At 66.1% G+C, this 13,119-nt stretch carries 13 protein-coding genes; 5 read left to right on the top strand and 8 right to left on the bottom strand.

Annotated features, from left to right (window positions below; all coding sequences use genetic code 11):
- Positions 1-54: 54 nt before the first annotated feature.
- From K6I40_RS23330 to K6I40_RS23315, 4 genes are all read right to left on the bottom strand, one after another.
- Entirely contained in the window at positions 55-1,050 is a 996-nt protein-coding gene (locus tag K6I40_RS23330) for a TIGR03560 family F420-dependent LLM class oxidoreductase (protein ID WP_222917173.1), read from the bottom strand.
- On the bottom strand, positions 1,047-2,408 hold the full coding sequence (thiD, locus tag K6I40_RS23325; protein ID WP_222917171.1) for a bifunctional hydroxymethylpyrimidine kinase/phosphomethylpyrimidine kinase: 1,362 nt from the start codon (positions 2,406-2,408) through the stop codon (positions 1,047-1,049). Before thiD ends, K6I40_RS23330 begins: the two co-directional genes overlap by 4 nt.
- An 83-nt stretch (positions 2,409-2,491) precedes the next feature.
- Positions 2,492-2,689 carry a hypothetical protein gene (locus K6I40_RS23320; protein ID WP_222917164.1) on the bottom strand — a complete coding sequence of 66 codons (198 nt, stop codon included), beginning with the start codon at positions 2,687-2,689 and terminating at the stop codon, positions 2,492-2,494.
- A gap of 194 nt (positions 2,690-2,883) precedes the next feature.
- On the bottom strand, positions 2,884-3,918 hold the full coding sequence (locus K6I40_RS23315; RefSeq protein WP_222920441.1) for an AIR synthase family protein: 1,035 nt from the start codon (positions 3,916-3,918) through the stop codon (positions 2,884-2,886).
- A 360-nt stretch (positions 3,919-4,278) separates the two neighbouring features.
- On the opposite strand from K6I40_RS23315, the gene K6I40_RS23310 reads away from it, so the two are divergent.
- The 3 genes from K6I40_RS23310 to K6I40_RS23300 all read left to right on the top strand — a co-directional run bounded on the left by K6I40_RS23310 (position 4,279) and on the right by K6I40_RS23300 (position 7,270).
- On the top strand, positions 4,279-5,382 hold the full coding sequence (locus tag K6I40_RS23310; protein ID WP_222917162.1) for a putative sulfate/molybdate transporter: 1,104 nt from the start codon (positions 4,279-4,281) through the stop codon (positions 5,380-5,382).
- 168 nt (positions 5,383-5,550) lie between these two features.
- Positions 5,551-6,030: a hypothetical protein gene (locus K6I40_RS23305; protein ID WP_222917153.1), complete on the top strand. Its 480-nt coding sequence runs from the start codon at positions 5,551-5,553 to the stop codon at positions 6,028-6,030.
- Between the two features lie 109 nt (positions 6,031-6,139).
- Positions 6,140-7,270, top strand: a complete 1,131-nt coding sequence (locus K6I40_RS23300) for an IMP dehydrogenase (protein WP_222917151.1) — start codon at positions 6,140-6,142, stop codon at positions 7,268-7,270.
- Positions 7,271-7,292: 22 nt separating this feature from the next.
- On the opposite strand, the gene K6I40_RS23295 is transcribed toward K6I40_RS23300, so the two are convergent.
- Positions 7,293-7,844, bottom strand: coding sequence for an XTP/dITP diphosphatase (locus tag K6I40_RS23295; RefSeq protein WP_222917149.1), 552 nt, complete (start codon positions 7,842-7,844; stop codon positions 7,293-7,295).
- A 106-nt stretch (positions 7,845-7,950) separates the two neighbouring features.
- Here K6I40_RS23295 and K6I40_RS23290 point away from each other — a divergent pair, with 106 nt between their 5' ends.
- On the top strand, positions 7,951-8,280 hold the full coding sequence (locus K6I40_RS23290) for a cupin domain-containing protein (protein ID WP_222917147.1): 330 nt from the start codon (positions 7,951-7,953) through the stop codon (positions 8,278-8,280).
- A 25-nt stretch (positions 8,281-8,305) separates the two neighbouring features.
- Here the strand turns inward: K6I40_RS23290 and K6I40_RS23285 are convergent, their stop codons facing one another.
- The gene (locus tag K6I40_RS23285) at positions 8,306-8,956 is read right to left on the bottom strand and encodes a helix-turn-helix domain-containing protein (RefSeq protein ID WP_222917145.1); all 651 of its coding nucleotides are present in this window, start codon (positions 8,954-8,956) and stop codon (positions 8,306-8,308) included.
- Positions 8,957-9,069: 113 nt separating this feature from the next.
- Between K6I40_RS23285 and K6I40_RS23280 the strand changes: the two genes are divergently transcribed.
- Positions 9,070-10,710 carry an NADH-quinone oxidoreductase subunit D gene (locus tag K6I40_RS23280; protein WP_222920440.1) on the top strand — a complete coding sequence of 547 codons (1,641 nt, stop codon included), beginning with the start codon at positions 9,070-9,072 and terminating at the stop codon, positions 10,708-10,710.
- A gap of 193 nt (positions 10,711-10,903) precedes the next feature.
- On the opposite strand, the gene K6I40_RS23275 is transcribed toward K6I40_RS23280, so the two are convergent.
- Together K6I40_RS23275 and K6I40_RS23270 are read right to left on the bottom strand one after the other, a co-directional pair.
- Positions 10,904-11,188: a DUF5808 domain-containing protein gene (locus tag K6I40_RS23275; RefSeq protein ID WP_222917143.1), complete on the bottom strand. Its 285-nt coding sequence runs from the start codon at positions 11,186-11,188 to the stop codon at positions 10,904-10,906.
- Between the two features lie 86 nt (positions 11,189-11,274).
- Positions 11,275-13,095, bottom strand: coding sequence for a bifunctional N(6)-L-threonylcarbamoyladenine synthase/serine/threonine protein kinase (locus K6I40_RS23270; protein WP_222917141.1), 1,821 nt, complete (start codon positions 13,093-13,095; stop codon positions 11,275-11,277).
- Positions 13,096-13,119: the final 24 nt, after the last annotated feature.

Here is a 13,119-nt window from a genome sequence, read left to right as displayed (position 1 = left end):
CAACTGCCCATCGAGAGACCAACGTTCTGAGACAGCTGCCGGTTCTCGAGCCGGCTACGCGAGCAGTTCCTCGGCCAGCAGTGACAGGCTCTCGTCCTCGTCGGCGGCTGCGTCCGGAACCGCGAGCATGACCTCTTCGATACCGGCGTCGGCGTAGTCCGCGAGCGACTCGCGGACGTCCGCCGGCGTTCCCGTAGGAGCCGTCTCGAGGTAGCCCGCGAGGAAGAACTCGCGGGGCTCGCTCGGACCGTCGTCGGGAAGGAACTCGCTCCGGAAGGCCTCACGCTTGTCTTCGGCCGCGTCAGTCGTCTCGCCGACAAAAACGAACAGCTCGGCAGACTTGCGGATCTCGTCGTATCGATCCTCGCTCTCGCAGTGTTCCCGGAGCACATCGAGCTTCTCGGCGAAGTCCGCCGGCTCGAGGGTCCCGTAGTTCCAGCCGTCGGCCAGGTCGGCGGTGTAGCGCAAGGTAAAGTCCTCGCCGCCGCCACCGATCCAGATCGGCGGATGGGGCTCCTGAACCGGCTGGGGTTCACAGAACGCCTCCTTGAGATCGATCTCGAGATGCTCGCCCTCGTGACTGTACGTCTCCTCAGTCCAGAGCCCCTGCAGGATCTCGACCGTCTCGGCAAGCCGCCGGAGCCGTTCGGCCGGCGGCTCCCGAAATTCGTAGCCGAAGCGGTCGTACTCGTCCGCGTACCAGCCGCCGCCGAGCCCGATCTCGAGCCGGCCGTCGCTGATGCGGTCGACCTGTGCTGCCATCTTCGCCAGCAACGCGGGATGGCGGTAGGACTGGCTCGTGACGAGCGTGCCGAGTCGAATTCGGTCGGTGGCCTCGGCGACCGCGCTGAGCGTCGTCCAGCACTCGTTGACTCCCCGTCGTGGGTCGCCGATCCACGACTGGAAGTGGTCCTCGAGCCAGACCGCGTCGTAGCCGAGCGATTCGGCCTCGAGTGCGGCGTCCCGAACCGTTCCCATCTCAGTGCCGTACTGCGGGAGGATGAGCCCGACGTCGAGGTCGGTCGCGGACCCTGACTCGTCGGCGCTCATTCGGTTACCTCTCGGTCGAGGGCCAGCGTTCGATCGGCGAGCGTCTCAGGATCGCTCGCGACGATTTTGACGAGCGCTTCCTTCCCGACCTCTCCGCGGTCGATGACGGCGACGGGGGGTTCGTCGCGGCCCTCGAGGGCCTGCCGGGCTCCCCAGCCCATCGTGCTGTCTTCCGTCTCCCTGATCTCGTCCGGCTGTCGGTCGCGGTCGTACTCCGCGATCGACCATTCGAGAGCCTCGAGCGCCGCCTCGACGTCCGCGTCGAACCGGCAGTTAACGGCGAATCGGAGGTCGGGGACAAATTCTCGGGCCGATAAGAGGAAACGGGCGACGTGACTCGAGGCCCCGAACCGAACGCCGCGGTTCGGCTGGACGCCCGAGAGCGTGCGCGTGATTCGACCCTCGACGGCGGCGGTTTCGGCGACGGATTCGGCGTAGGGCGTCGCGCCGACGACGTTCATCCCGACTTCGGGGACCAGCGTCGACACGTCGGCGTCGACGAACCGGTCGACGACCGCCTGGACTTCTTCGGCCGTCAACTCCCTAGCGGCCTCGTTTCGCAGCGGGACCATGTGATTGACCGCGCCGTGACCCTTGCCGACGTCGTAGTAGTAGCGGACCGCGCGGGCGAGGAACTCCGTGGAGCCCTCGACGGCCGTTTCGAGCGGTTCGCCCTTCGCGAGGCGGGCAGTGATCGCCGATCCCAGCGTACAGCCCGAGCCGTGGGTCGCCTCGGTGCCGACCCGTGGGTGCTCGAACGTCCGGACGCTTTCGTCGGTGACGAGGGTGTCCCGAACCGTCTCGCCGGGGACGTGGCCACCCTTGACGAGGACGGCGTCGACGCCCGTCTCGAGGAGTGCTTCACCGGCCTCGCGGGCGGTCTCCTCGTCGGTGACGGCGATGTCCGTCAGCACCTCGGCTTCGTCGGCGTTGGGCGTTGCCAGCGTCGTCTGGTCGAGCAGGTCCTCGTAGGCGCGTTCCGCTTCGGGCTCGAGCAGCCGGTCGCCCGAGGTCGCGACCATCACGGGGTCGACGACCAGCGGGAAGTCGAACGCCTGAGCGTACTCGGTGACAGTCTCGATGACGTCGGTTGTCGCGAGCATTCCCGTCTTCGCCGCACCGACCGCGAAGTCGTCCGTGACGGCCGCGAGTTGGGCCTCGAGCTCCTCGATCGGGAGAACGAACGAGGACTCGACGCCGCGGGTGTTCTGGGCTGTGACGGCGGTGATCGCCGACGTGCCGAAGACGCCGTGGGCGGCCATCGTCGCGAGGTCGGCTTGGATTCCCGCGCCGCCACCGGAGTCACTGCCGGCGATCGTCAGTGCGACAGGCCGGCTATCGGGTGCTGGTATTCGCATACGAAATCGTATTCCCGGATTATACTAAGCGATGATGGTCAGCGAAGCTGAGAATCGTCCTCAGTGGAGTCGCGCACGCGGAGTCAGTCAGTGGTGAGCTCGAAGAACCCGCGTTCGTGTTTGATCACGCCTGCGTCGTTGAGCGCCGAGATCGCATGACTGACGGCTTCCTCGCTGCAATCGTGCTCGTCCGAAATCGTCTGCCTGAGTGACTTGTGGGTGTGTCGCTCCCGCTCGAGTTCGTCGACGATCGCCTCCTTCAGAAGTTCGGGGTCGCTCATCGCTCTCAACGCCGCTACTCCCTCGATACGGGTATCCCTTGCCCCGTATTGTCGTCCCCATCCGTATCCGCGGCGGCGAGTCTCACTATTTGAGTATTCAGTCGCATGCCGCCATCGACACTATCCCACTCACGACGGGGCGCGATCGCTTGAGGCCATCGAGCGCGAACCACCGAACTGCGTTGCGAATCGATCTACTCGGTCGCTTCTTCCGCCAGTGCAGCGTATGCGTCCCACGACGGATCGACGGTCGGATGCTCGAGTCGGGTTCCATCGACGAGCACCTCGCCATCCTCAGCCTCAGTGGCTTCGACGCGGCCGATTTCGGTGACCGGAGTGCCTCGATCCTCGAGTGCTGCGCGCACGTCACCGACGCCGGCAGGGTCGACCGCGATCAGGAGCGAGCCGCAACTGGTCGCCGCCCAGGGGTCGAACTCGAGATGATCACAGACCTCGCGGACGCCGGGACGCAGCGGGACGGCCGCGCGGTCGACCGCGAACCGAACGCCTGCACCGTCGGCCATCTCGGTTAACGCGCCGGCGAGGCCGCCTTCGGTCACGTCGTGCATCGCTCGTACCGGTCCCGCGGCGGCCGCGGTGAGTGCATCGCGGACGGAAAAAACCTCCTCGAGTCGGTCCTGTGCGTCCGCGATCACGCCCTCCGGGAGATCGAGCTGTTCGCCGAAGAGGGCGCTCAAGAGGCCGACCGATTCGACGGCGGGGCCGTTCGTCAGGAGGAGACGGTCGCCGGGACGGGCACCGTCAGGGCGGACGATATCGTCGTGCTCACCGACGCCCATCGCGGTCGCAGCGCCGACCCACGGGTGAGAGACGTCCGTATAGCGGGCCGTATGGCCCGTCACGACCGCAACCCCGAGATCCGCACACTCCGCGTGGATCGTCTCCCAGACCGTCGCGAACTCATCGTCGGTCATCCCCTCGGGGAGCGTGAAACAAATCGAGAGATGCGACGGGGCCACGCCGCTGACGGCCACGTCGGCGAGGACGAGGTCGAGGGCGAAGCGTGCGGCTCGCTCGAGGCCCAGTGCGGGGAGGATCGACAGCGGGTCGGTGGCAGTGACCAGCGCCTGACCGCCGATATCGAGGACGCCGAAGTCGACGCCGTGGGTGGGTCCGACGGCGACGTCGTCGCGGTCGGCACCGAGGTTCGGTGCGATGTGTCGGTCGAAGAACGCACGATCGATTTTCCGAGGTCGCTCACGATTGATCGATACTAGTCAGCGGCCTTATCCGTGCTGATTCGACGGTGCAATCGGGATCAGGCCGCGATCAGGTGGGAGCGTACTCTCGGCCGATATCGGTGTATTGGTCCGATTCAGGCACTCATACGTCGGTTCAACCCCCCTCCCCCAGCAATGAAGAGTAGGTGGATAACTGGATTCAGTCTGAGAAGATAACCGTGGAATCCGATATGTCCGGAACAAATTGTGGAACCGGGAGCCGGCGACCGATGTCGTTGCCCGAATCCGGTCCGGTCACGTAACCATTTTCAGTACCATTGACCGAGAATATCAACGGCGAACGGTTACAGACAAGAGTCAAGTTTGGCCCCGAATTATCGGGGATAGATGGCGTACTCGTTCCGGTCACGGACCGATTCCGACCTCGAGTTCTCCGCGAACGAACTCGCGGGTGCGCTAGGTGATTCGGTTACTGTCCTGCCGCTACTCGTAGCGCTGGGGGCGACGACGAGCGTCTCGCTATCCCACGTGCTGGTCGGCTTCGGCGTCTTCCAGATCGTCTGGGGAGTGTACTACGGGCTGCCGCTCTCGGTCGAACCGATGAAGGCCCTGATCGGGCTGGCCATCGTCGGGACATTGTCGTACGCCGAACTCGCCGCCGCCGGATTGCTCGCCGGCGGCGCTCTCCTCGCAGTCGGGCAACTGGGGCTCGTCGGTCGTCTTCAGCGGGTAGTCGGCGAGCCGGTCATCCGCGGCGTGCAACTCGCCGTGGCCTTGCTCTTGCTCGAGGCGGCCGTCGACCTCTCGATCGGGAACCCGCCGGTAGCGGCGGGCGGGCTCGCCGTGGTCGGCTTGCTGGCGCTCGCGGGCTACCGGGAGGCAAGCGTGCTGGTCGTGCTCGGGCTCGGCGCAGTTGCGGCCGTCGCGATGGCCGGCGTTCCGACGCCGACGGTTCCGGAACTCACGGCCTTCCCCGCCGGGTCGCCGTCGTTCAGCGGGGCCGCGCTCAAGGGGACCGTCGCCCAGTTGGGGATGACGGTCGGCAACGCCGCAATCGCGACCGCCCTGCTCTGTGGCGATCTCTACGACCGGGATATTTCGGCGGACGCGCTCTCGACGAGCATGGGCATCACCTGCCTCACGGCGATCCCGCTGGGTGGCGTGCCGATGTGTCACGGAAGCGGCGGCCTCGCCGGGAAGTACGCTTTCGGCGCGCGAACCGGCGGCGCGAACGTGCTGCTGGGGATCGGCTACCTCGCGCTCGCGTTGGTCGCCGCTGGGGCCGTACTCACCGCCTTCCCGATGGCGATTCTGGGAGTCCTGCTCGTCGTCGTCGCACTCGAGTTGGCTCGCGCGGCGTTCGCACCCGTCGACGATCGCCGGTCGCTTGCACTCGTCGCCGCCGTCGGGGTCGTCGGCCTTTTGGGCAACGTCGGCGTCGCGTTCGTCCTCGGCACCGTCGCGTTCTGGCTGCTCTCGCGGCGGTCGTAAGCGTCCGAGCGGGCGGTCGACAACCGCGAGCCGGACGACCTTTGATCCCGTAGTCCCAACCGCCACCGATGAGCGCGAGTTGGGCTGACCTGTTCGACCGCGGGGCGGAGTACGACGGCGACTGCAAGGCGATCCGGGACGAACTCGAGGCGATCCGAGAGGAAACCGATGCCTGAACGCGACGAACCGAACCCCGCCCGAATCGTCGCCGACGCCGACGTGCTCGCGGCGGACCTGCTCGTCGGCGGCGACGCACGCGAGGCGCTGGATCACGTTCGCCGCCACTCCTGGGTCGAACTGATTGTGAGCGACCCGCTGCTCGAGCAGACGGAACGGCTCGTAACGGCGCTCGCCGACGCCGACCTGGCCGCGGACCACCGCGAACGGCTCGAGGCCGAGCGCGTTGCGGTCGACCAGCCCGAGGGCGACCATCCCGGACTGGCGTCGGCCTATCAGGGCGAGGCGGCCCACCTACTGTCGTATGACGACCGACTTCAATCGGCGACGGCCGGCCTGACCCTGCAGCCCCGAATCTCTGTCAGTGTCCGCCCGCCGGACGCGTTCGCCCGCCTGTTCGATCCTGCGAGCCTGTACGAGGCCGTCGAGGGCGGCGAGTATCCGGGCCCGGATCGGGACCCGCGAGCCTGACGGCGGTCGCGGCGATAACGCGATAGCGGACCCGCGGTGACCCTCCTCGCAGAATCTGCGAGCGGGCCGGGAGCCTTATCAGCCGGGGACGCGTGGATGGTAAGGGGTAATGAACGATCTACGAACAGGGTTGAGCTACGGTGACGTGCTCCTCGTTCCGAAGCGCTCGCCAGTCGATAGCCGCAGCGACGTGACGCTCTCGACGAGGCTCACGCCAACCATCGAACTAGACACGCCGCTGGTCTCCGCCGCGATGGACACCGTCACGGAGGCTGAACTGGCGATCGAACTTTCGCGCGCCGGCGGGATCGGTGTCATCCATCGGTTTCTCACGCCGGACGAACAGGCCGAACAGGTCGAACGGGTGACCGCCGCCGACGAACAGGTGGCTGCCGCAGTAGGTATCAACGAAGACTACGTCGGCCGTAGCGCCGCGCTGATCGACGCCGGCGTCGACGCGCTCGTCGTCGACGTGGCCCACGGCCACCTCGAGCGTTCGATCGAGGCCGTCGAGGCCCTCCGGGCGGAGTTCCCAGATATCGACCTCGTCGCCGGCAACGTCGCGACGCCCGCCGGCGTCGAGGACCTCGCAGCCGCCGGCGCGGACTGCGTGAAAGTCGGCATCGGTCCCGGCTCCCACTGTACTACCCGGAAGGTGGCGGGCGCGGGCGTCCCGCAGCTGACCGCCGTTGACGACTGCGCGGAGGCGGCAGAGGACCTGGACGTAACGATCTGTGCCGACGGCGGGATTCGAACGTCCGGCGACGCAGTCAAGGCCCTGATGGCGGGGGCCGACACCGTGATGCTGGGGAGCCTGCTGGCTGGCACCGAGGAAGCGCCGGGCGCGGTCGTCGAGGTTGACGGCGCTCGATACAAACGCTCGCGGGGGATGGCGACTACGACGGCCGCCAAGAACCGCGACGACAAGGAGAGCGACGTTCGCGCCGACGAGGGCGTCGAGGCGCTGACGCCGTACAAGGGACCGGTCGCCGACGTCGTCACCGAGTTCTGTGCCGGCATCCAGTCCGGGCTCTCATACTGCGGCGGGGAGACGATCCGCGACGCCCGCGAGAAGGCCGAGTTCATCCGCGTCGCTCCCAGCGCGAAGGAACGCGAGGGCTACCACGCGGATCAGGATTGGGAGGGCGTCAGCGTCGATAGCGAAGTGAAGACCGTCACCGAAGCACAGCTCGCGGCGGACGACGACACGGTCGGGACCACCGCAGAGGGAGACGACTGACGGCCGAGTAGGATCCGGCGAGCTACTCGTCGCGGCTGGCGTACCACTCCGCAAATGCCGCCAGCGCGCGACCGCGATGCGAAATCGCGTTCTTCTCCTCGGTGCTCATCTCAGCCATTGTCTGGCCGTTGTACTCGAAGATGGGGTCGTAGCCGAACCCACCCTCGCCGCGAGGCGCGACGAGGGTACCGGCGACCGAACCCGCGAACGTCTCTGTGCCGTTCTCGTCGGCGTACGCGAGGATGGTCCGGAACGTCGCGCGGCGATTCTCCTCGTCCTCCGCGAGCCGCCAGAGCCGCTCGACGCCGACGGTGTCCTCGACGTACGCCGAGTACGGACCCGGAAACCCGCCCAGCGCGTTGACGAACAGCCCCGCGTCGTCGACGAGCACCGGATCGTCGCTCCCGAGTTCCTCGAAGGCCTCCCGTGCACCGTGGGCCGCGATCTCTTCGAGCGAGTCGCTCTGGACCTCGGTGTAGTCGTACTCGATCTGCTCGACGGGCTCGATGCCCTCGAGGTAGTCCCGCGCCTCGCGGACCTTCCCCTCATTGCCGGTGACGAATCGAATGGCCATGTCCGAGTCGGTGTCCCGGGACGGAAAATAGGCGTCGGTTGTCCGTTCGTCCCTCGAAGTCCGGTCCCCGAAAAAACCACAAGGTGATGTCGGAGTAACACGATGTATGGACATCACCGAGTGGGACGATCCCAACCGAATCGACGACCTTGCAGGCGGCGAACGTCGCGTGCTGTCTGCCACTGACGAACTGATGCTCGTTCACTACTCGCTCGAGGCGGGCGCAGAGGGGGAGCCACACGCTCACGACGAGACGACGCAGGCGACGTTCGTCATCGAGGGGACGCTCGAGCTCCGCGGCGAGCGCTCACGGACCCTCGAGGCGGGCGATTCGTACGTCGTCCCACCGGGAACGGTACACGGCGTGCGAGCCCTCGAGGCCTGTCGCGTCATCGACGCGTTCACACCGCCGCTCGAGACGTATCGGTCTGAGTAGCGATCGCGTCCGCGGCAGGCTCTCACTATAGGTCGAGGGCGTCCATCACGGTTGCCTCCGCCTTTCGGAGGTGTTCGGCAGCCGTGCCGGGCGCACAGTCAAGTTCTGCGGCGATATCCTCGACGCTCGCCGAGCGGGGAACGTCGAAATACCCGAGGCCGCGAGCGACTCGCAGGGCCTCGCGCTGGCGCGCTGTCAGCGCACCGACCGCGGCGTCGCCCCCATCGTACTCGCCGATACGGTCGACGGTCGTCTCGATGCCATCAGGCACCCCCTCGAGCGCTCGCTGGAGGTCGTTCGATTCGCCGACGACCGAGAACCGGACCGTCCAGTCCGACCGGTACTCCAGGGGTGGTAACACGACGAGACTCCGCCGGGTAAAGAGCTCGAGGAGACGTTCGTCGACGCCTTCGGGAGCATCGCGCACGTAGACAGTGAACGTCCGATCGCCGGTCCGCGTGAGTTCGTACTCGCTCACCCGGACGGTGTCCTCGAGTGCGGCTTCGTAGACATCCGGATCGCCGACGACATGGAAGATGAAGGCGTTGTCGTCACCCCCGTCGAAGTTTCCGTGGACCATCCGATAGGCATCGAACGCGTCGCTCTCGGCGACGAACCGGTGCATCGGATGGATCGTCGCCGCGTCGTAGCGCAGCGTGAGTCGAACCGTCTTCACGGCCGGAGGGTCCGGTCTGCATATATAAATAGCCTAGCCCGTGACGCAGAATCGACTCGTCTCCCGTCTCCGAATAGCGGAGTATGACACCAGGTTCGACGCTCGAGTCCCGGATGACCGGGGCAGGGGGTTCGGAGGGGAATATCGACCTCGAGAGTCTGCTCGGCGACGCGGTCCTCGATCGGGACGACCACGAGAACGCACCCGCGTTCGTGATCCGGCCGGACGAGGTTCAGGATGTCCTCACGACGCTGCGAGACGAGGCGGGATTCGACCACTGTTCCTGCGTGACAGCCCAGCAGTACCCCGACCGGTTCGAGACGATTTACCACCTGAAGTCCTACGCTGACCCGACGCGCGAGGTGAGCGTCGTGGTCCCGACGCCGATCGACGAGCCGGTCAGCGAGTCGGCGACGCCGGTCTTCGAGACGGCCGACTGGCACGAGCGCGAGGCCTATGACCTCGTCGGGATTGAGTACGACGACCATCCCGACTTGCGGCGGATTTTACTACCCGAAACATGGCAGGGACATCCACTTTCGCGGGACTACGACCAGGAACAGCCACAGGTCGTCACCCTCTCGGAGCACGCGAATCCTATCGCGGGCGACGAGCACGACGCCGCGTCGGAGACGATGTTCTTGAATATCGGCCCGCATCATCCCTCTACCCACGGCGTGCTCCACGTGAAGGCGATACTCGACGGCGAGACGGTCGTCGATGTCGACCCCGATATCGGCTACATCCACCGCTGCGAGGAACAGATGTGTCAGCAGAGCACCTACCGCCACCAGATCATGCCCTACCCGGACCGCTGGGACTGGGTGTCCTCGGGGCTCCTGAACGAGTGGGCTTACGCCCGCGCTGTGGAGGATCTGGCCGATATCGAGATCCCCGACTACGCGCAGGTCGTCCGGACAATGGGTGCTGAACTCTCACGGTTGGCCTCTCACTTCATCGCCGTCGGCACCTACGCACTGGACATCGTGGGCGAGTTCTGTGCCGCCTTTCAGTACGCCATCCGCGACCGCGAACTCGTCCTCGACTGCCTCGAGGAACTGACCGGCCAGCGGATGATGTTCAACTACTTCCGGCTGGGCGGGGTCGCCTGGGACCTGCCCGAACCACGCGAGGACTTCATCACTGGCGTCCGAGACGTCCTCGATAGCTTCCCCGCCAAGATCGACGAGTATCACGACCTGCTGGTCACCAACGAGATCTTCCAGCGCCGCTGCATCGACACCGGGGTCCTCGAGCCCGACGCGGCGAAACAGTACGGCTGTACCGGCCCCGTCGCCCGCGGCTCCGGGATCGACTACGACCTCCGGCGAGACGATCCCTACGGCTACTATCCGAACCTCGAATGGGATGTCGTCACCGAACCCGACGGCGACAACTATGCCCGGCTGCTCGTTCGACTGCGGGAAATCGAGGAGTCCGCGAAGATCGTCGATCAGTGTCTGGATCTGCTCGCCGACTGGCCGGACGACGAGCGAGAGATCCAGAGCAACGTCCCCAGAACGCTCAAACCCGACGCCGACGCAGAGATCTACCGCGCCGTCGAGGGGGCGAAGGGCGAACTCGGAATCTACATCCGCGCTGACGGCACCGACACGCCGGTGCGGTTCAAGATCCGCAGCCCGTGTTTCTCGAACCTCTCCGCGCTGCCCGAAATCGCCCGCGGCGAGTACGTCGCCGATCTGATCGCGTCGATCGGGAGCCTCGACTGTATCATGGGCGAAGTCGACCGCTGATCGGTGATTGTTGACTGGGGGTCAGCAGGTTGGCGGATTACGGATCGGTGGATTGCAGAGTAGCTGGTCGGCGGTCCGTGATATCACTCGAAAAAGCGCAGGTCGCGTCGTTCATACGGTCTACTGTAAGTCATTTCCGGCGCAATCCCGTCCGCTCTGGGGTTGCGCCGGTAAATCGTTACAGTAATCCGTATCAGTCGTCGCTGTCGTCGACGATGACTTCGACAGGTTCGTCCGCGGTGTCGTCGCTTTCCGCCGTCGCGCCCTGCTCCTGTTGCCAGAGGAGCGCGCCGGCGACGGCGACGACGACCCACGAGCGCCAGTTAGCGAGGTTCAGGGTGTAGCCGACACCGAAGGGTTTCTCGACGAGCATCCCTTCGCCGGGCTGCCAGTACGACGAGAGCATGCGACTGATGCTCGGTCGTTCGAAGTTGTACGGGACCCCAAGAATCTCACCGGAAGTCGGCTTCTCTGCCATGGCAGGTGATACGTCCTCCCTGATAAGAGTATTGTGTGCTGTGACGATCGCTGCAATCGGCCAACCGCGGTCGGTCGAACGAGAAGCTACTTGCCGTTCGATTGATACCGCCCGCGTCCCTCAACGTCTCGCAGGCGCTTGAGCACCCGTTGTTCGCCGACCTCGCGATACCCCTCTCGGACCGCCTCGCGGAGCGGCTCGGGATCATCGGCGGTCCCGACGAGGCTCTGGTCGAAGACGTGGAGGTCCATCGCATAGTCCTCGACGTGGTCGGTGTGATAGCCGAGGCCGAAGTCGATGAGGGAGGTCCGCTCGGAATCGTGCTCGCGGCCGTCGGCCGCTTGCTCGTTCGGTGGGGCGTCACGTCCCGCGCGCCCTACCCGGATATTCCGCGTCGTCGGATCACCGTGGACGAATCCCGCGTGGTGGAGCCGCGCGAGGTGACGACCGACATCGCGGACACCCTCAACCGTCAGCCCCTCCCGCAGGTCCCGCTCGCCGACGTATTCGAGTTCGAGGCGCGCTTCATGCAGATCGATGTCCGAGAGCACGGGTGTTGGGACCCCTTCGCGGCGTGCCAGGCTGGTCAGTCGGGCCTCGAGCGTCGTCCGTTCGCGACGGAGTCGATCGTCGAGTTCGGGGTGACGATAGGTCTTTGCCTCGCGGCGCTTTGTCACACGGCCGGCGTCGGGCGCTATGTCGACGACCGCTTCGGCCCCGCGGACCTGCCGGTCGTCCTCCTGTGCCCCGCCGCGGCCGGCTGCGAGTTCTGGCTCGTCCGTGTGATCGCAGTTCCTCGCGTCACCGCTCGCAATTCCAAGGTCCTCGCTTCGCTCGGAGCTCGTCCGCCACGTCACTGGAACCTGATCGGGCCGGAAATCGGAGTCGACCCGTGAGTCCTCGAGCGCGATCGTATCACCGGCTTCGTACATCTTCGCACCCAATACCGCGATCATTCCCGCGTTGTCCCGCAGGAAACGGGGCTCAGGCGCGTGGAACTCGGCCCCGCGCTGGGCACACATCTCTTCTAACATCTCGCGTAGGCGGTCGTTTTGTCCGACGCCGCCGCCGAGGACGAGTTCGTCGCTGCCCGTCAATGAGAGCGCGCGCTCGGAAACTTCGGTCAGCATGCCGAAAATGTTCTCCTGCAGGGAGTAGCAGATGTCCTCAACCGGCACGCCACCGTCGGACTCGCTCCGCTCGTCCGACGAGCCTCCGCTCGCGTTGTTCGCGGAGACGCCGTCGTAGGCCTGTTTGGCGGCGCTCATGATCCCCGAGAAGGAGAAGTCCATCCCCTTGACGACGTAAGGGAGGTCGACGTACTCGCCGTCTGCCGCCGCTGCTTCGACCTTTGGCCCGCCAGGGTGGGACCAGCCGACGTGGCGCGTGAACTTGTCGATTGCGTTGCCGACGCCGGTATCCATCGTCTCACCGAGCACGCGATAGCGCCCGTTGCGGTAGGCCAACAGGTGCGCGTTCGCTCCGCTGGCGTTGAGACACACCGGCGAGTCGAAGCCGGAGGTATGGCGACCGATCTCGAGGTGGGCCACCATGTGGTTCACGCCGACCAGCGGCACGTCGAGGGCCTGGCTCAGCGCTCGAGCGGCCGTGCCGACGATGCGAAGGCAGGGACCGAGTCCCGGGCCGCGGGAGAAGGCGATCGCATCGACTGGCGACTCCGTCGCCGGGCCCTCGTGGATTTCGCGGGCGTGCTCGAGGGCCTGTTCGACGACACGCGGAACGGCGTCGTGCATGTGTTCGGCGGCTTCACGAGGGTGAATGCCACCGCTCTCGGGCTGGTAGGCGTCGCTCTCGATAAACACGTCGTCGTGCTCGGCGTCGAAGACCGCTGCGCTGGCGGCCCACGCAGTGCCTTCGATCCCGAGGATCCGGAGGGTATCAGTCACGGATAAAAACGGCTGCTACCGGCG

This window comes from Natrinema sp. SYSU A 869 (assembly GCF_019879105.1).
Lineage (GTDB): Archaea > Halobacteriota > Halobacteria > Halobacteriales > Natrialbaceae > Natrinema.
This window is presented reverse-complemented; position numbering and strand designations above follow the sequence as displayed.

What these genes read in the sequence shown, in the direction of transcription:
- K6I40_RS23330 (WP_222917173.1), bottom strand. Translation starts at nt 1,050, where the DNA reads ATGAGCGCCGACGAGTCAGGGTCCGCGACCGACCTCGACGTCGGGCTC.
- thiD (WP_222917171.1), bottom strand. Translation starts at nt 2,408, where the DNA reads ATGCGAATACCAGCACCCGATAGCCGGCCTGTCGCACTGACGATCGCC.
- K6I40_RS23320 (WP_222917164.1), bottom strand. Translation starts at nt 2,689, where the DNA reads ATGAGCGACCCCGAACTTCTGAAGGAGGCGATCGTCGACGAACTCGAG.
- K6I40_RS23310 (WP_222917162.1), top strand. Translation starts at nt 4,279, where the DNA reads ATGGCGTACTCGTTCCGGTCACGGACCGATTCCGACCTCGAGTTCTCC.
- K6I40_RS23305 (WP_222917153.1), top strand. Translation starts at nt 5,551, where the DNA reads ATGCCTGAACGCGACGAACCGAACCCCGCCCGAATCGTCGCCGACGCC.
- K6I40_RS23300 (WP_222917151.1), top strand. Translation starts at nt 6,140, where the DNA reads ATGAACGATCTACGAACAGGGTTGAGCTACGGTGACGTGCTCCTCGTT.
- K6I40_RS23295 (WP_222917149.1), bottom strand. Translation starts at nt 7,844, where the DNA reads ATGGCCATTCGATTCGTCACCGGCAATGAGGGGAAGGTCCGCGAGGCG.
- K6I40_RS23290 (WP_222917147.1), top strand. Translation starts at nt 7,951, where the DNA reads ATGGACATCACCGAGTGGGACGATCCCAACCGAATCGACGACCTTGCA.
- K6I40_RS23280 (WP_222920440.1), top strand. Translation starts at nt 9,070, where the DNA reads ATGACCGGGGCAGGGGGTTCGGAGGGGAATATCGACCTCGAGAGTCTG.
- K6I40_RS23275 (WP_222917143.1), bottom strand. Translation starts at nt 11,188, where the DNA reads ATGGCAGAGAAGCCGACTTCCGGTGAGATTCTTGGGGTCCCGTACAAC.